The sequence below is a fragment of the Streptomyces sp. NPDC015171 genome, assembly GCF_043079545.1.
GTDB lineage: Bacteria > Actinomycetota > Actinomycetes > Streptomycetales > Streptomycetaceae > Streptomyces.
Window position 1 is genome coordinate 57,925 of record NZ_JBIBUO010000029.1, and the last position, 15,326, is coordinate 73,250.

Genomic DNA, 15,326 nt, shown 5'->3' on the forward strand with positions numbered 1-15,326 from the left:
CCGCGCCATGCGAGACGCAGTCATCGTCGAAGCCGTACGCACCCCCGTGGGCAAGGGCAAGCCGAACGGCTCCCTCGCCCACGTCCACCCGGTACAGCTCCTCGCGCACACCCTGCGCACCCTGGTCGACCGCTCCGGTGTGGACCCGGCGCTGATCGACGACGTGATCGGCGGCACCGTCGACCAGGTCGGCGAGCAGGCCATGAACACCACCCGGTACGCCGTGCTCGCCGCCGGCCTGCCCGAGTCGGTCCCGGCGACCACCGTGGACCGCCAGTGCGGCTCCTCCCAGCAGGCGGTGCACTTCGCCGCGCAGGGCGTGATCTCGGGCGCCTACGACCTCGTCGTGGCCTGCGGCGCGGAGTCGATGAGCCGGGTGCCGATGTGGTCCAACGTGCCGGCGGGCAAGGACCCGTTCGGGCCCGGCGTCGCCGAGCGGTACCCGGAGGGTCTGACTCCGCAGGGGATCAGCGCCGAACTCATCGCGGCCAAGTGGTCCCTCACGCGCGCGCGTATGGACGAGTTCGCGGTCTCCTCCCATCGCAAGGCCGCCGCCGCGTGGGGGGCCGGGCTCTTCGACGCCGAGGTCGCGCCCCTGGACGGCGTCACCCGGGACGAGTGCGTCCGCCCGGACAGCACCCCGGAGATCCTCGCCGGCCTCAAGCCCGCCTACTACGACCCCGCCTTCGCCGAGCGCTTCCCGCAGATCGAGTGGAACGTCACCGCGGGCAACGCGAGCCCCGTCAACGACGGCGCCTCCGCCGTGCTGATCACCTCCAGCGAGACCGCGGCCCGGCTCGGCCTGCGCCCGCTGGCCCGGCTGCACAGCTTCGCCGTGACCGGCTCCGACCCTCTGCTGATGCTCACCGGCGTCATCCCGGCGACGGAGAAGGTGCTGCGCCGCGCGGGGCTGACCCTCGGCGACATCGACCTGTTCGAGATCAACGAGGCGTTCTCCAGCGTGGTGCTGGCCTGGCAGCAGGAGACCGGCGCCGATCTCGCCAAGGTCAATGTGCACGGCGGCGCGATCGCAATCGGCCACCCGCTCGGCGCGAGCGGCACCCGGCTGACCACGACGCTGGTCCACGCGATGCGCGAACGCGGCGCCCGCTACGCCCTGCAGACCATGTGCGAGGCGGGCGGCCTCGCCAACGCGATGATCCTGGAAGGAGTCTGAGCCCCGGGTGAAGGGGGCCGGCCGGGGGAAGGGGAGGCTGCCGGATACCCCCGCGCCCTCCCTTGACCGCCGGCCCCGCACCGGGCGCCGCAACCGAGCCCGGCCCCCGGCCCGCCCCCCCCCAACGCGCCCCCCGGGCTCCCCCCCGGTCGCCGACCGGTACGGGGGAGGAGTCACGCCCGCGCCCGGCCCCTCACCAAGCCATGGCTCGCCCGGCCGCGGCGATCAGTTCGTCGGTTGCCGTGATGGCTCTCTCGCGGCGGGCGGCCAGGTCGTCGTGGTCGGCGGCGTCGCGGATGCCGAACGCGGCCAGCGCGGCCGTGCGTGCCGGTGCGGCGAGGGACGGTTCGAGGACGGAGACCGCGACCAGGGGCGCGGTCACGGCGGAGCGGGTCGCGTGGGACGCCGCGCGGGCCGCCTCCACGGCGTCCTCGCTCGCGCCGCTCAGGACCAGGTCAGCGCGGTGCCACAAGGCCCGCCGGTGGTCGCCGAGGGCCGCCACCAGATCGCCGAGTGCCAGGCGCAGCGCCTCCTCCCGCCGTTCGGCGCGGGCGGCCCGCTCACGGCGGATCTGGAGCAGCCCGGTCAGCGCGGAGCCGAGCAGGGTGCCGGCCACGGCGACGACGGCGGACCACATGGCACGTACCCCTCAGTGGCCGCGCAGCTGGTGACGCTTGCGCCAGGCCACCACCGTGCCCGCGAGCGCCGGTACGGCGATGGAGGCCATCGCGATCAGGAAGGCGGGAGACGTGGGCGCGGAGGCACGGGCGCCGGCGACCGCGTAGGCCGCCGTGTTCGGGATCGAGCCGAGGCCGGTGGCGAGCAGGAACGGCAGCCAGCCCATGCGGGAGACGGCCGCGCAGTAGTTCGCCGCCCAGAACGGCACCCCCGGGAAGAGCCGGGCGGCCAGCATGGACCGGAACCCGTGCCGGCTGAGCTGCCCGTCGGCCGCCTTCAGCCAGCGGCCCCGCAGCAGCGGGCGCAGCGCGTCCTGCCCCAGCATCCGGCCGAGACCGAACGCCACCCCGGCGCCGAGCACCGTGCCCGCGAGCGCCGTCGCGAGACCCAGCTGGGAGCCGAACAGCGCGCCCGCGGCCAGGTTCAGCAGGGGGCGCGGGACGAACGCCACGGTGCACAGCCCGTAGCCCGCCGCGAACACCAGGGCCGCGGCGGCCCCGCCGATCTGCGGCGGCCAGCCGTGCGTCAGCAGCCGCTGCGGCTCGAACAGCAGCACGCCCGACGCGGCGCCCGCGAGCAGCGCGAGCAGCAACGAAAGCCGGGCGTACGGGGAGAGCAGCAGCCGCGTGCACCGGGCGGCGAACCCGGCGCGCGGCAGGGGGACCGGGGCGACGGACACGGACCCGGGAACGGCCGCCGCGGCGGCGAGCTCCGTGGCGGCGGCCCGGGGAGGGGCCGTGGCGGTGCCAGAGCGGTTGGCATCGAGCATCCGGTGACACTAACCGACGAGCGTGTGTGATCGCCGTATGGTTCGTCTCATGACCGTCACCGACGCGGCGCCGCCCCCGGTGCCGCGCAGCGCGCTCGCCGATGCCGTGCTGGAGCGGCTGACCGCGGCGTACGCGTCCGCCGCCGATGCCGAACGGGCCGCCGCCATGCGGGCGTACATGAAGGACGTGGCGCCCTTCCTCGGCATCCCCACACCGGCCCGCCGCGCCCTGTCGCGCACGGTACTGGCCGGCACGGGCCGCCCCGGCGAGGACGACTGCGCGGCGATCGCCCTGCGCTGCTGGCGGCTGCCCGAGCGCGAGTACCACTACTTCGCCGTGGACTATCTGCGCCGGCACGCGGCCCGCTGCTCGTCCGCCTTCCTGCCCGTCGCCCGGCACCTGGTCACCACCGTGCCGTGGTGGGACACCGTCGACCTGCTGGCCGCGCACGTCGTCGGCGCGCTGGTCGCCGCGGACCCCCGCCTCACCGCCGCCATGGACGCCTGGATCAGGGACGAGAACCTCTGGGTGGCGCGCACGGCCCTGCTGCACCAGCTCACCTACAAGGAACGCACCGACGGCGACATGCTGTTCGCCCACTGCCTGCTCCAGTCCGGGCACCCCGGCTTCTTCATCCGCAAGGCCATCGGCTGGGCCCTGCGCGAGTACGCCAAGACCGACCCCGGGGCGGTACGGGACTTCGTGGCGCGGGAGCGCGGCCGGTTCGCCCCGCTGACGGTCCGTGAGGCACTGAAGAACATCGGCCCCTGAGGCCGCCGCCGGCGGCCGGCCGCCCCCGGTTCGCAGGGCACGTACCGGGAAAACCATTCGACGCCGGACACCCCTTCGGCGAGGATCGACGGCATGTTCCGGTACGCCTTCCTTCTCACGGCATCCGCGCTCGCGGATGCTCCGAAGGCTGCCGTCCCGCTCCTCGTGGCCGCTGTCGACGGCGCCCGAAGCTGACCCTCTCCGGATCGCCCGGCGGACCCCGCAGGGGGAGGGTCGGCCGGTCCCCGGGGTCCCGCGTTCCCGTACGTCCGGAGAGGCTTCGAGGTACAGCCATGCCCAAAACGGCCTACGTGCGCACCAAGCCGCACCTGAACATCGGCACCATGGGTCATGTCGACCACGGCAAGACCACCCTGACCGCCGCCATCACCAAGGTCCTCGCCGCCCGCGGCACCGGCACCTTCGTCCCGTTCGACCGCATCGACCGCGCCCCGGAGGAAGCCGCCCGCGGCATCACCATCAACATCGCGCACGTCGAGTACGAGACCGACACCCGGCACTACGCCCATGTCGACATGCCGGGCCACGCCGACTACGTCAAGAACATGGTCACCGGGGCCGCGCAGCTCGACGGGGCGATCCTCGTCGTCTCGGCGCTCGACGGGATCATGCCGCAGACCGCCGAACACGTGCTGCTCGCCCGGCAGGTGGGCGTCGACCACCTCGTGGTCGCGCTGAACAAGGCCGACGCCGGGGACGAGGAGCTGACCGACCTGGTCGAGCTGGAGGTCCGCGACCTGCTCACCGCCCAGGGGTACCCGGGCGACGCCATACCCGTCGTACGCGTCTCCGGGCTGAAGGCCCTGGAGGGCGACCCGCGCTGGACGGCGTCGGTCGAGGCGCTGCTCGACGCGGTGGACACGTACGTGCCGATGCCGGAGCGCTATCTGGACGCGCCGTTCCTGCTCCCGGTGGAGAACGTGCTCACCATCACCGGCCGGGGAACGGTCGTCACGGGCGCCGTCGAGCGCGGCACGGTGCGCGTCGGCGACCGGGTCGAGGTGCTCGGGGCGGGGGCCGAGACCGTCGTGACCGGCGTCGAGACCTTCGGCAGGCCGATGGAGGAGGCACAGGCCGGGGACAGCGTGGCGCTGCTGCTCAGGGGGGTCCCGAGAGACGCGGTCCGCCGGGGGCACGTGGTTGCCGCGCCCGGCAGCGTGGTGCCCAGCCGGCGCTTCACCGCGCGGGTCTACGTGCTCTCCGCGCGGGAGGGCGGCCGTACGACACCGGTGTCCACCGGGTACCGGCCGCAGTTCTACATCCGTACGGCGGACGTGGCCGGGGACGTCGACCTCGGGGAGACGGCGGTGGTACGGCCCGGTGAGACGGTCGAGATGACCGTGGAGCTGGGACGGGAGGTGCCGCTGGAGCCCGGTCTCGGGTTCGCCGTCCGGGAGGGCGGCCGGACCGTCGGCGCGGGGACGGTGACCTCCGTGCGGTGAGACCGGTGGGACCGGTGAGACCGATGGGACCGGTGAGACCGGTGAGACCGGTGAGACCGGTGGAACCCATGGGAGCCGGTGAGGCCGGGGGCCGTGCGGCCGTCGTGGACGGTCGCACGGTTCCCCGCGATCTCCGGGGGACGACCCGTGCCGGTGTCTCCCTGGACACCCGCGACAATGGTTCCGTGAGTGAAGCCATACCCGTGAGCCGGGCCGTCGACCACGGCACCGCCAAGCTGATGCCCGACGTCGACCGGGAGCGGGCCTGGCTGCTCACGGTCGACGGGGCGCCGCAGTCGTACGTCGATCTGGACGAGCCGACCTATCTGGAGTTCGAGTACACGCGGCGGCTCGGGTACGTGCTGGACGCCGTGGCCGAGCCGGGGCGGGCGCTGGACGCGGTGCACCTCGGCGGGGGCGCGCTGACCCTGCCCCGGTATCTCGCCGCCACCCGGACCGGCTCGCGGCAGGACGTCGTCGAGGCCGACCGAGCCCTGCTGGACCTGGTCGTCGAGCGGCTGCCGCTGCCGGCGGGCTCGGGGGTCGCGCTGCACGCCGCCGACGCCCGGGCCTGGCTGGAGGGGGCCCCGGACGACTCGGCGGACGTGCTGATCGCCGACGTGTTCGGCGGTTCACGCGTGCCCGCCCACCTCACCTCGCTCGCCTACGCCCGCGAGGCCGAGCGGGTGCTGCGCCCGGACGGGGTCTATCTCGCCAACCTCGCCGACGGGGCGCCCTTCGGGTTCCTCCGCTCCCAACTCGCCACCTTCGCGGCCGTGTTCGAGGAGCTGGCGTTGATCGCCGAGCCGGGAGTGCTGCGCGGGCGGCGGTTCGGCAACGCGGTGCTCGTCGCCTCCCACCGCAGGGTCGACATCGCGGCCGTGGCCCGCCGCGCCGCCGCCGACGTGTTCCCGGCCCGGCTCGAACACGGGCCGGCGCTGCGGGACTTCATCGGTGGCGCGCTGCCGGTCCAGGACACCGAGGCGGTGCCCTCACCCGAGCCCCCCGACGGGGCTTTCGGTATCGGCTGACGCGGTCGGGGCGGGGATGGTCCGGTGGCCGCGCCGGGTCAGTGTGCGGACGTCCGGGACCAGCAGCACCAGGGCGGTGACCAGGACCACCAGGGCGGCGCAGCCCCCCAGGGCGGCCGTCCGGCCGAAGGCGGACTCGGCCGGTCCGGCCAGGGCCGTGGCGAGCGGCATGAGGGAGACCGAGCCGAACCAGTCGTAGGCCGAGACCCGGGAGAGCTTGTCCTCGGGGATCTCCTGGTGCAGCGCGGTCATCCAGGAGACACCGAACACCTCCACCGTCGTGCCCGCGGCGAACATCGTCACGTACAGCACGCCCGTCGGCACCGGTACGGCCAGCGCGGCGGCGGGCAGGGCCAGCGGGAAGACGCACAGCGTGCCGGCTAGCAGCAGGCGGCGGGGCTTCCAGCGGACCATCAGCAGGGCGCCGGTCACCGTGCCCGCGCCGAACGCGGCCAGGGCCAGGCCCCAGGGGCCCGCGCCGCCCAGGCTGTCCCGGGCGACGAGGGGGCCGTAGACGGCGTTGGCCGCGCCGACCACCGCGTTGGCGACCGAGAACTGGACGACGATGCCCCACAGCCAGGGCCTTGCGATGAACTCCCGCCAGCCCTCGCGGAGGTCGGCCAGCATGCCCTCGCCCGGTGTGCGTGGCGGGATGTGACTGACGTCGAGGAAGGAGCGCAGCGCGGCGGCGACGGCGAAGGCCGCCGCGTCGACGGCGAGCACCCAGCCGGGGCCGACGGCCGCCACCAGGGCGCCGCCGAGGGCCGCGCCGCCGAGCGCGGCGCCCTGGGTGGCCATGCGGAACAGGGCGAAGGCCCGGCCGGCCTGTTCGCCCTCGACGGAGGAGAGCAGCATGCCCTCGGCGGCCGGGCCGAAGAACGCCTGCCCGGTGCCGCCGAGCGCGGTGAGCAGCATCATCTGCCACAGCCGGGGCTCACCGGCGAGGACGAGCGCCGCGAACGACGCCTGGGAGAGGCAGTTGAGGGTGTTGGCGGCGACCATGACCCGGTGCCGGGGCAGCCGGTCCGCGACCGCGCCGCCGATCAGCAGGAACACCACGAGCGGCAGGGTGCGGGCGGCGGCCACCAGGCCCACGTCCCCGCTGTCGCCGCCCGACTCCAGCACGGCGAACGCGGCGGCGATCAGCGAACCGTTCGCGCCCAGCCCGGTCGCGACGGCGGCGGCGGTCAGCAGGGAGTAGTTGCGTCCCGCCCAGGCGGGTCTGCGGGTGCGGGCCGGGGAGCCGGAAGTCGTGGTCACCGGCCGACTATCGCCGCCCGGCTCCTGGTCTGCCAAGCGGGTTTGCGGACGTCCGGCGGGCTGCCGGTCCCGGTCCGCGCCCGGGCGGGCCGGGACCGCTCGCCGGTCACTGCACGGTCGGGTCGCCGTGCAGCCGTACCGTGGCGAGGATCTTGTCGATGGTCGCGTCGGACAGTTCGTCCTTGACGCCCTTGGCGCCGTAGAGCGACCACGAGACGAAGCTGCCGCTGGAGTTCTTGAAGGCGAACGTGATGGCCTTGCCGTCGGTGTCGCACTTGTTCTTCTTCGGCACGCCGGAGACGTACGACGTCGCGACGCTGCCCTTGACACCCGACGCGGTCGTGAACGGCTTGGCCTTGCCGATGTGCAGATACTTCTTGGCGGCCTCCGACTGATCGGTGTATCCGCCGAACGCGAAGGTGGCCGAGTCGCCGCGGGCGACGCCTGCAGTGTCCTTGGCGCCGTTCTCGCCCTTCGTGCCGCTGCCCGCGAGCGCGTGCGACTCCTTCGTGCCGTTCGACTCCGAGGCGCAGTACGCCGGCTTCAGGAACGAGGCCCCGGAGAAGCCGATGTAGGCCGAGCCGTCGCCCTTCTCCTTGTCCTCGAAGAAGGTGAAGACGCCCGGCCGCTCCACCTCCCAGTCGGCGGGGACGTCGAAGGCCGTGCCGTACTTGGGATTGACCACGACCTTCCAGCCCGCGACCGTCGGCTTCTCCGTCTCGTCGGAGCGCGGGTTGTCGTTCGCTGACGAGGCGGACGACGCGGGCGCGGAGGGCGAGGGATCCTTCGGCGACGGGCTCGTGTGCTTCCCGTCGTCGCCCTTGGCCTCGTCGTCCTTGGAGCCGCCCAGCACCAGATAGCCGGTGACGGCGGCGGTGACCACGACGGCCGTGGCCGCGATGATCGCGATCAGCTTCGTACGGCCGCCGCCGCCCTGCGGGGGCAGGGGCATGGGGGAGGTGGGGGGCTGCCCCCACTGCTGCTGCCCGTACTGGCCGGCCTGCGGCTGCTGCCCGTAAGGGCCGGGCTGGCCCGGCTGGGCCTGCTGTCCGTACGGGCCCGGCTGGCCTGCCTGCGGATACGGCTGGTATCCGGGCTGGTGTCCGGGCTGCTGGTACGGGTTCGGCTGCTGGTGACCCGGCTGTTGGTACGGGTTGTGCTGCGGGTCGTTCTGCGGGTTCTGCGCGCCCCCTGGCGGCTGCTGATCTGGCCACATGGCCAGTAACCCTAGTGGGCTTCACTGGCCAGGCTCCGCTACTCGTGAGTAACATGACCGCCATGAGCGCAGACCAGATGTCGATCGGCGAGATGCTCGCCGCCACCGTGCCCATGGCCCGGACGCTGAACCTCGAGTTCCTGGAGACCACGCCCGAGAAGGCCGTGCTCGCCCTGCCGGACCAGGGCGAGTACCACAACCACGTGGGCGGCCCGCACGCCGGCGCGATGTTCACCCTCGGGGAGTCGGCCAGCGGCGCCATCGTGCTGGCCGCTTTCGGGGACCAGCTCTCGCGCGCCGTGCCGCTCGCCGTGCGGGCCGAGATCGCCTACAAGAAGCTGGCGATGGGCCCCGTCACGGCCACCGCCACCCTGGGCCGTCCGGCCGCCGAGGTCGTCGCCGAGCTGGACGCGGGACAGCGCCCCGAGTTCCCGGTGTCGATCGAGATCCGGCGCGCTGACGGCGCCGTCACCGGCGAGATGACCGTCCTGTGGACGCTCCGTCCGGCCGATCAGGGGAAGTGAACCGCACGACTCTCCGCCCGCCCCGCTCCCGGTGACCTCCGGGGCGGGGCGCCGCCGTGCCGGGTGGTGCGGCGCACGCCGCTGACCTCGGCGATCCCGGCACGGGCCGCCGGCGACGACCGGCCCCTCGCTCCGTCCATGCCCCCTCCCGCCGAACTCCCCGCGTGTCAGGCGGGTTTGAGCGTGCTACTTCCGGTAAGGGGCCCGGGGGAAAACACGTGAGCAAGAAGCGGAATGAGACGAGGGGCTTGCGTGGTGTCTCGAGGGGCGCTGGTACATGCTTGATGCTCTGGGGCTCGATACGGTGACCGACCTCGTGTACCGGGAGATGCTCGCGCATCCCGACGACGGTCTGACCGGACTCTGCGGCCGTACGGGCCTCGCCGAGAGAGCCGTGCACGCCGCACTCGACCGGCTCAGCGAAATGGCGCTCATCCGGCCCGCGAGCGGGGACGGCGAACGTCTGCACGCGGTCAGACCGCATCTGGCGATGCAGATACTGCTGGCCCGCAAGCAGGCGGAGGTCGCGGCCCAGCAGCAGCAACTGGAGGAGAGCCGGGCCGCCGCGGTCCGGCTGATCTCGGAGTTCGCGGACCGCGAGGCGGCGGCCCCCGGGGATGACGTGGAGCATCTCAGAGGGCTGGACAACATCCGCGACCATCTGGCGGTGATGAACAGGGCCGTCCGCTCCGAGCTGATGGCGTTCGCGCCGGGCGGGCCGCAGACCCCCGACAACATGCGCAACTCGCGGCCCCTGACCCAGGAACTGCTGGGGCGGGGCGTCGCCATCCGGACGATCTACCTGGACAGCATCCGCAACGACCCGGCGACGGTCGCGCACGCCGAGTGGCTGATGTCCGTCGGCGCCGAGGTGCGGGCCGTGCCGAGCCTGCCCAACCGGATGATCATCGCGGACCGCCGGGCCGCCGTCATCGCCACGGACAGTGACGACACCTCGGAAGGCGCGGTCGTGATCCGGACGCCCGGGGTACTGGCCACGCTGTGCTCGCTGTTCGAGACCACCTGGCAGGCGGCCGAGCCGTTCTCCGCCGCCGCCCGGCCCCCCGCCGAGGACACGCTCACCCGCCAGCAGCACGAGGTGCTCCGGCTCCTGGCCCAGGGGGCCACCGACGAGGCGATCGCCAAACGGCTCGGTGTGTCACCCCGGACGGCCCGGCGCATCTCCACCACCCTGATGGCCCGGCTCGGCGCGCGCAGCCGCTTCCAGGCTGGTGTGCACGCCGCGCAAAGGGGGTTGTTCAGGGACTGACACGGCGCGTTCCCGCCCCTTCCCGGCACGGCACGGAAAGAGGCGAGGAAAAGGGCGCACAAGGCGGCGCACAGAGCGGCGCATAAAGCGGCACGAAAACGGCTCCGGCCCGCTGCCGACCGATCCTGCGGTGGCGGGCCCGACGCCTGCCCGGAACTTCCCCGTGTGCACATCCGGTACGTCCGTCAATTTTCCTGGACTGTTCTGCCCTTGGCATGAAACGTCCAGCAGTGACGGATCGTGAGACCATATCGAAGGCGACATAGTCGGCGAATGCATCTCGTTCATCTCACGCTCGATCCGCCCCCGGGCGGTGTGCCGCTCCCCGGTGACACCGGCGGCCTGATCCGGGCCTGCGCCACCCGCGAGGACGGTCTGGAGCACGTCGTCGTGCATGCGTCGGCCCTGCCGGGGCCGGTCATCGGCGTGTTCCTGTGCCACGCCGACCTGGTGGGCGCGGAGGCCGCGGCGGAGCGCCTGTGGTGGCGTGCCGTGGCCCGCAGGCCCCCGCTCGCCGCGTGGCGGCTACGGCGGGCCGAGGCGCCCCTGCTGCGTCCCGAAGTGCTCTGGCCGGAGGGCGAGCAGACCTGACGCGGCCTGAACCGGACAGGGACGGTTTTGTCCACGGGAAACCACTTTTCCACGTAGTGGTAACGGCCAAGAATCTTTCTCGTCGGGAAAACGAAATCCGCGACCGAGGGGAATCAGCCCATGCGCAGCTTCGTCCTTTCCGTCCTTTCCGTCGGCTTATCCGCAGAGGCACCGGCCGACGAGCCCGGCTGGCAGTGACCGCGTGCGAAGCGCCGCGGTCCACGTCCCTCCGTACCGAGCCGAGCCGGTCTCCGGCCCGGCGGAAAGGCCCGCCGAATGAACCCCGCGGAAGCCCGGATCCAGGGCGTCACGGTCACCGCCCTCGCCGAGGAGTTCGGCACCCCCCTGTTCGTCTACGACGCCGGCGTCCTCAAGGAGACCTACCGCCGGCTGCGGGGGCTGCTCCCCGCGGCGGTGGACGTCTTCTACTCCCTCAAGGCCAACCCGAACATCAGCGTGTGCGCGGTTCTCGGCGCGCAGGGGGCGGGCGCCGAGGTCTCCTCGCACACCGAGCTGGTGACCGCGCTGCGGGCCGGCGTCGCCCCCGAGGACATCATCTTCCTCGGCCCCGGCAAGGACGCGCGCGACCTGGCGGCCTGCACCGAGGCCGCGATCCACGCCGTCGTCTGTGAATCCCTCGACGAAGTACGGCAGTTGGACGCCCTGGTGGGGGAGAGCGGGGCGACGGAGCCGTTCCCCGTGCTGCTGCGGGTGAACCCGTCGTTCGGCAGCAAGGGATCGGGCCTCGCCATGGGCGGCAAGCCCCGGCAGTTCGGCATCGACGAGGAGGACGTGCGCCGGGCCAAGGAGACCCTGGCGGACCTGCGGCACGTACGGGTCAAGGGCGTCCACGCCTACATGGGCACCCGGTTCCTGCACCACGAGGACGTCGTGTCCAACACGGCGGGCATCCTGGCCATGGCCGAGGATCTCGCGGGCCATCTGGGCGTCCCGCTGGAGACCGTGGACTTCGGCGGCGGCCTGGGCGTCGCCTACTTCGAGAACGAGGAGGACCTCGATCTCGACGCGCTCGGTGCCGGTGTCCGCGAGGCTGTCGCCCCCTTCGCCGCCCGTCATCCGCACTGCCGGCTCATCATGGAACTCGGCCGCTTCCTCACCGCGGACGCCGGCACCTATGTCGTCCGTGCGTGCTGTGTGAAGCGGTCGAGGGGCGAGTGGTTCGTCGTCGCCGACGGCGGCACCAACCACCACATGGCTGCGGTCGGCATCGGCAGCTTCGTCAAACGGAACTTCCCCGTCACCCATCTCGGCCGCCCCGCCGAACCGGCCGCCGCTTCCTACACGCTGACCGGGCCGCTGTGCACCCCGAACGACGTGATCGCCAAGAAGGTCCCGCTGCCGGAGGTCGCCCCCGGAGACCTGCTCGGCGTGGCCCGCTCCGGCGCCTACGGCCCCACGGCCTCGCCGGGCCTCTTCCTCAGCCACGGCTTCCCCGCCGAGGTGCTGGTCCACCGCGGCCGGGCCCGGCTGGTCAGGGAGCGGGACACCACCGAGGACATGCTGGCCAGACAGCGGCTCGTCGATCTCGACCGCGATCTCGATCTCGACCGCGACCTCGATCTCGACCGCGACCGCGCCTTGGATCCCGACCCCGGACTCGACCCCGGTCCTGCCCGCGATCCCGGTCCCGGCCTCGGACGTGGGAACGCGCCGTGAGGACCGTGGCGGACGGCACCCTGCGGATCGGCGTGGACGTCCTGGACCGCACGGAACTGCGCCGTCTGCTCACCCGGCCCTGGTTCCTGCGCCTCAGCTACGCCCCCGAGGAGGTGCGGCTGGCCGACCGGATGGGCGAGGAGCGCCGCCTGGAATTCCTCGCCGGACGCTTCGCGGCCAAGGAAGCCGTGGTGAAGGTGCTCGGCACCGGATTCCTGCGGGGCGTCGCCCCACGCGACATCTGCGTGGACCAGACCGACGACGGGGCGCCCGTGGTCGTCCTGCGGGGCCGCGCGGCCACCCTGGGCCCGGCCGCCATCGGACTGTCCATCACCCACAAGAACGACGTGGTCGCCGCCGTGGCCCTCGCAGTGGTCACGCCGGCGGACCCGCCCCCTGCCACAACGCTCAGAGAGGACGAAGCCCCCATGTCCCTTGCGGACACCCCCGAGGAGGCCGCGGCAACCGCCTTCCTCCGCGTACGCATCGGCCAGGAGGACGCCCATTACGGCGGCGGCCTGGTGGACGGCGCGCACGTCCTGCGGCTCTTCGGCGACCTCGTCACCGAGATCACCGCCCGGACGGACCAGGACGAGGGCCTGCTGTCCGAGTACTCCGCCGTCCGCTTCCTCGCCCCCGTGCGGCCGGGCGACTACCTAGAGGCCCGCGCCAGGCTGGTGCGCGCCACCCGGCTGCGCCGCGTGGTCGAGCTGGAGGCGCACAAGGTCATCGAGGCCGGCACGGCCGACGACCCGAGCGCCGTGCACGTCCTCAGCCCCCCGCAACCGGTGTGCACGGCGACCGCGACGACGGTGATCCCGATGCACAAGGCCACGGCCCGGACCCGGGGCGGACCGTCCGCACCGGCCGGCCGGCCCGCCGCCGGCACCGGCGCGCACGCCGCGGCCGCACCCGGGCCGCTCCCGCCGGCCACCGCGAAGGAGGCGTGATGAACGCATCGCCCGTACTCCTGCACGAACTGCTCGACCGCGCCGCCGAGCGCGCCCCGGCGGCCACCGCGCTGAGCACCACCGAAGCCTCGCTCACCTACGGGGAGTTCGCCCGTGCCAGTGTCCGGCTGGCCGGCCTGCTGCACGAGCGGGGAGTGCGCGCCGGCGACCGTGTCGTGGTCAGCGCCGCCGACGGACTGGGCACGGCCCTCCTCGTCTTCGCCGTCTCCCGGCTCGGCGCCGTCTTCAGCGTCCTGCACGCCGAGGTGCGCGGCGGTCCCCTGGAGCATGTCCTGCGGGACTGCGAACCCGTGCTCCTCGTCTGCGACGACACCGACGCGGGCCGCACCGCCCGCGACCACGGGGTGGCCTTCCGCCACCTCGCCGACCTCGTCCGGGACGCCCTGGACGACCGCCGACCGGCCCCCGCCGCACCCGCCGACCCGGGCACGCTGGCCGTCGACCCGGTCTGCCTGATCTACACCTCGGGCACGACCGCGCTGCCCAAGGCGGTGGTGAGCACCCACCAGCAGGTGCTGTTCGCGGCGTCGGCCATCCACGCCTGCCTCGCCTACCGCGCCGACGACATCGTCTTCTGCCCGCTGCCGCTCTCCTTCGACTACGGCCTCTACCAGCTCTACCTCGCCGCTCTCGGCGGAGCCCGGCTGCACCTGGCCACGGCCGCCGAAGCCGGTCCGCCGCTGCTGCGCCACCTGGAGGAGACCGGCGCCACCGTGCTGCCCGGCGTGCCCTCGGTCACCGACCGGCTGGCCTGGCTGGTGCGCCGCAGCCCGGGTGCCCTGCGGCAGCTGCGGCTGCTCACCAACACCGGTGCCGCCCTGGCGGAGAGCACCCTGAGCGCCCTCAGGCAGGCCCTGCCGCGACTGCGGGTCCAGGTCATGTACGGGCTCACCGAGTGCAAACGCGCGGCGATCATGCCCCCGGACGGCGATCTGGAACACCCCGGATCCTGCGGATACCCGCTGCCCGGCACCGCGATCCATGTGATCGACGACGAGGGACGGCCGCTGCCGCCCGGCGAGATCGGACAGCTCGTCGTCCGCGGCCCGCACGTCATGGCCGGCTACTGGCGGCGCCCGGAACTCGACGCCGAGCGCTTCCCCCGCGTCGACGGCCTCTTCCCGGAACTGCGCACCGGCGACTACGGCTGGCTGGACGACGAGGGCTTCCTGTACTTCTCCGGCCGCCGCGACGACCTGTACAAGGAGCGCGGCTTCCGGATCAGCGCGACCGAGGTCGAGGCGGCGGCGCACCGGGTGGCGGGCGTGACCTCGGCGGCCGTCCTTCCGCCGGCCGGCCGGCGCGGCGCCGTCCTCGTGGTCGTCGGCGACGACATCACCTCCGACGCCGTGCGCGAGCAGATGCGCCGGCACCTGGAGCCCTTCAAGATTCCCCGGCGCTGCGTGCGGACCGACGCCCTGCCCACCAACGGCAACGGCAAGGTCGACCGGAAGAAGCTGGCCGCCCTCGTCGAATCGGCCGGCAACCCCACTCTCTCCGCGAAATGACGAGCCCCACCGCGAAGCAACGAGCCAAGGAGGATCACCGATGGACCGCGAGGCGATAGTGCGGACACTCGAAGCCGCTCTGACCGACGTGCTGGAGCGCCCCGTCACGGGGCTGAGCGGCGAGGTCAGGCTCTTCGACGATCTCCACCTGGACTCCACCACCATGCTGGAGATGCTGATGGCCCTGGAGAACTCCCTGGGCCTGGTCGTGGACCCGGAAGAGCTGGACGCGGACGACTTCGAGACGGTCGACACCTTCACCGACTTCGTCGAGTCCACCCTGCGCGGTCAGGTCTCGGCGTGACCATCACCCAGCCGGACCTGAGTGTCTTCGAGACCGTCGAGTCCGAGGTGCGCAGCTACTGCCGTGGTTGGCCCACCGTGTTCGACCGTGCGCAGGGCAGCCGTATGCATGACGA

15 protein-coding genes are annotated in these 15,326 nt (G+C 73.1%); 11 read left to right on the forward strand and 4 right to left on the reverse strand.

The window, feature by feature from the left end:
• Nucleotides 1-7 precede the first annotated feature (7 nt).
• Entirely contained in the window at nt 8-1,177 is a 1,170-nt protein-coding gene (locus tag ACF073_RS39550; RefSeq protein ID WP_392076363.1) for a thiolase family protein, read from the forward strand.
• Between the two features lie 193 nt (nt 1,178-1,370).
• Here the strand turns inward: ACF073_RS39550 and ACF073_RS39555 are convergent, their stop codons facing one another.
• Nucleotides 1,371-1,814 (reverse strand): protein kilB, encoded by a 444-nt coding sequence (locus ACF073_RS39555; RefSeq protein WP_392076364.1) that lies wholly within the window; start codon nt 1,812-1,814, stop codon nt 1,371-1,373.
• A gap of 12 nt (nt 1,815-1,826) precedes the next feature.
• Complete coding sequence (locus tag ACF073_RS39560; RefSeq protein ID WP_392076365.1) at nt 1,827-2,624, reverse strand: TVP38/TMEM64 family protein; 798 nt, start codon at nt 2,622-2,624, stop codon at nt 1,827-1,829.
• A 49-nt stretch (nt 2,625-2,673) separates the two neighbouring features.
• On the opposite strand from ACF073_RS39560, the gene ACF073_RS39565 reads away from it, so the two are divergent.
• The 3 genes from ACF073_RS39565 (at nt 2,674) to ACF073_RS39575 (ending at nt 5,890) form a co-directional block, all read left to right on the forward strand.
• Nucleotides 2,674-3,396: a DNA alkylation repair protein gene (locus ACF073_RS39565; RefSeq protein ID WP_392076366.1), complete on the forward strand. Its 723-nt coding sequence runs from the start codon at nt 2,674-2,676 to the stop codon at nt 3,394-3,396.
• Nucleotides 3,397-3,689: 293 nt separating this feature from the next.
• The gene (gene tuf, locus ACF073_RS39570; protein ID WP_392076367.1) at nt 3,690-4,859 is read left to right on the forward strand and encodes an elongation factor Tu; all 1,170 of its coding nucleotides are present in this window, start codon (nt 3,690-3,692) and stop codon (nt 4,857-4,859) included.
• A gap of 185 nt (nt 4,860-5,044) precedes the next feature.
• Nucleotides 5,045-5,890: a spermidine synthase gene (locus tag ACF073_RS39575; protein WP_392076368.1), complete on the forward strand. Its 846-nt coding sequence runs from the start codon at nt 5,045-5,047 to the stop codon at nt 5,888-5,890.
• Here ACF073_RS39575 and ACF073_RS39580 read toward each other — a convergent pair.
• Nucleotides 5,852-7,150 carry an MFS transporter gene (locus ACF073_RS39580; RefSeq protein ID WP_392076369.1) on the reverse strand — a complete coding sequence of 433 codons (1,299 nt, stop codon included), beginning with the start codon at nt 7,148-7,150 and terminating at the stop codon, nt 5,852-5,854. The genes ACF073_RS39575 and ACF073_RS39580 overlap by 39 nt on opposite strands.
• Nucleotides 7,151-7,256: 106 nt before the next feature.
• On the reverse strand, nt 7,257-8,366 hold the full coding sequence (locus ACF073_RS39585; RefSeq protein WP_392076370.1) for a hypothetical protein: 1,110 nt from the start codon (nt 8,364-8,366) through the stop codon (nt 7,257-7,259).
• A gap of 77 nt (nt 8,367-8,443) precedes the next feature.
• On the opposite strand from ACF073_RS39585, the gene ACF073_RS39590 reads away from it, so the two are divergent.
• The 7 genes from ACF073_RS39590 to ACF073_RS39620 all read left to right on the forward strand — a co-directional run bounded on the left by ACF073_RS39590 (nt 8,444) and on the right by ACF073_RS39620 (nt 15,211).
• Nucleotides 8,444-8,890, forward strand: coding sequence for a DUF4442 domain-containing protein (locus tag ACF073_RS39590; RefSeq protein ID WP_392076383.1), 447 nt, complete (start codon nt 8,444-8,446; stop codon nt 8,888-8,890).
• A 277-nt stretch (nt 8,891-9,167) separates the two neighbouring features.
• Nucleotides 9,168-10,160 (forward strand): LuxR C-terminal-related transcriptional regulator, encoded by a 993-nt coding sequence (locus tag ACF073_RS39595; RefSeq protein WP_392076372.1) that lies wholly within the window; start codon nt 9,168-9,170, stop codon nt 10,158-10,160.
• 273 nt (nt 10,161-10,433) lie between these two features.
• On the forward strand, nt 10,434-10,751 hold the full coding sequence (locus ACF073_RS39600; RefSeq protein ID WP_392076373.1) for a hypothetical protein: 318 nt from the start codon (nt 10,434-10,436) through the stop codon (nt 10,749-10,751).
• Nucleotides 10,752-11,027: 276 nt separating this feature from the next.
• The gene (locus ACF073_RS39605) at nt 11,028-12,428 is read left to right on the forward strand and encodes a diaminopimelate decarboxylase (protein WP_392076374.1); all 1,401 of its coding nucleotides are present in this window, start codon (nt 11,028-11,030) and stop codon (nt 12,426-12,428) included.
• Nucleotides 12,425-13,378 carry a 4'-phosphopantetheinyl transferase superfamily protein gene (locus ACF073_RS39610; RefSeq protein ID WP_392076375.1) on the forward strand — a complete coding sequence of 318 codons (954 nt, stop codon included), beginning with the start codon at nt 12,425-12,427 and terminating at the stop codon, nt 13,376-13,378. Before ACF073_RS39605 ends, ACF073_RS39610 begins: the two co-directional genes overlap by 4 nt.
• Nucleotides 13,378-14,907: a class I adenylate-forming enzyme family protein gene (locus ACF073_RS39615; protein WP_392076376.1), complete on the forward strand. Its 1,530-nt coding sequence runs from the start codon at nt 13,378-13,380 to the stop codon at nt 14,905-14,907. The genes ACF073_RS39610 and ACF073_RS39615 overlap by 1 nt, the downstream gene beginning before the upstream one ends.
• Before the next feature lie 40 nt (nt 14,908-14,947).
• Nucleotides 14,948-15,211 (forward strand): acyl carrier protein, encoded by a 264-nt coding sequence (locus tag ACF073_RS39620; RefSeq protein ID WP_392076377.1) that lies wholly within the window; start codon nt 14,948-14,950, stop codon nt 15,209-15,211.
• Nucleotides 15,212-15,326: the final 115 nt, after the last annotated feature.

Excerpts from the sequence above, each read along its gene's own strand:
- ACF073_RS39550 (WP_392076363.1), top strand. The coding sequence starts at position 8 with ATGCGAGACGCAGTCATCGTCGAAGCCGTACGCACCCCCGTGGGCAAG.
- ACF073_RS39555 (WP_392076364.1), bottom strand. The coding sequence starts at position 1,814 with ATGTGGTCCGCCGTCGTCGCCGTGGCCGGCACCCTGCTCGGCTCCGCG.
- ACF073_RS39560 (WP_392076365.1), bottom strand. The coding sequence starts at position 2,624 with ATGCTCGATGCCAACCGCTCTGGCACCGCCACGGCCCCTCCCCGGGCC.
- ACF073_RS39565 (WP_392076366.1), top strand. The coding sequence starts at position 2,674 with ATGACCGTCACCGACGCGGCGCCGCCCCCGGTGCCGCGCAGCGCGCTC.
- tuf (WP_392076367.1), top strand. The coding sequence starts at position 3,690 with ATGCCCAAAACGGCCTACGTGCGCACCAAGCCGCACCTGAACATCGGC.
- ACF073_RS39585 (WP_392076370.1), bottom strand. The coding sequence starts at position 8,366 with ATGTGGCCAGATCAGCAGCCGCCAGGGGGCGCGCAGAACCCGCAGAAC.
- ACF073_RS39590 (WP_392076383.1), top strand. The coding sequence starts at position 8,444 with ATGTCGATCGGCGAGATGCTCGCCGCCACCGTGCCCATGGCCCGGACG.
- ACF073_RS39595 (WP_392076372.1), top strand. The coding sequence starts at position 9,168 with ATGCTTGATGCTCTGGGGCTCGATACGGTGACCGACCTCGTGTACCGG.
- ACF073_RS39600 (WP_392076373.1), top strand. The coding sequence starts at position 10,434 with ATGCATCTCGTTCATCTCACGCTCGATCCGCCCCCGGGCGGTGTGCCG.
- ACF073_RS39605 (WP_392076374.1), top strand. The coding sequence starts at position 11,028 with ATGAACCCCGCGGAAGCCCGGATCCAGGGCGTCACGGTCACCGCCCTC.
- ACF073_RS39615 (WP_392076376.1), top strand. The coding sequence starts at position 13,378 with ATGAACGCATCGCCCGTACTCCTGCACGAACTGCTCGACCGCGCCGCC.
- ACF073_RS39620 (WP_392076377.1), top strand. The coding sequence starts at position 14,948 with ATGGACCGCGAGGCGATAGTGCGGACACTCGAAGCCGCTCTGACCGAC.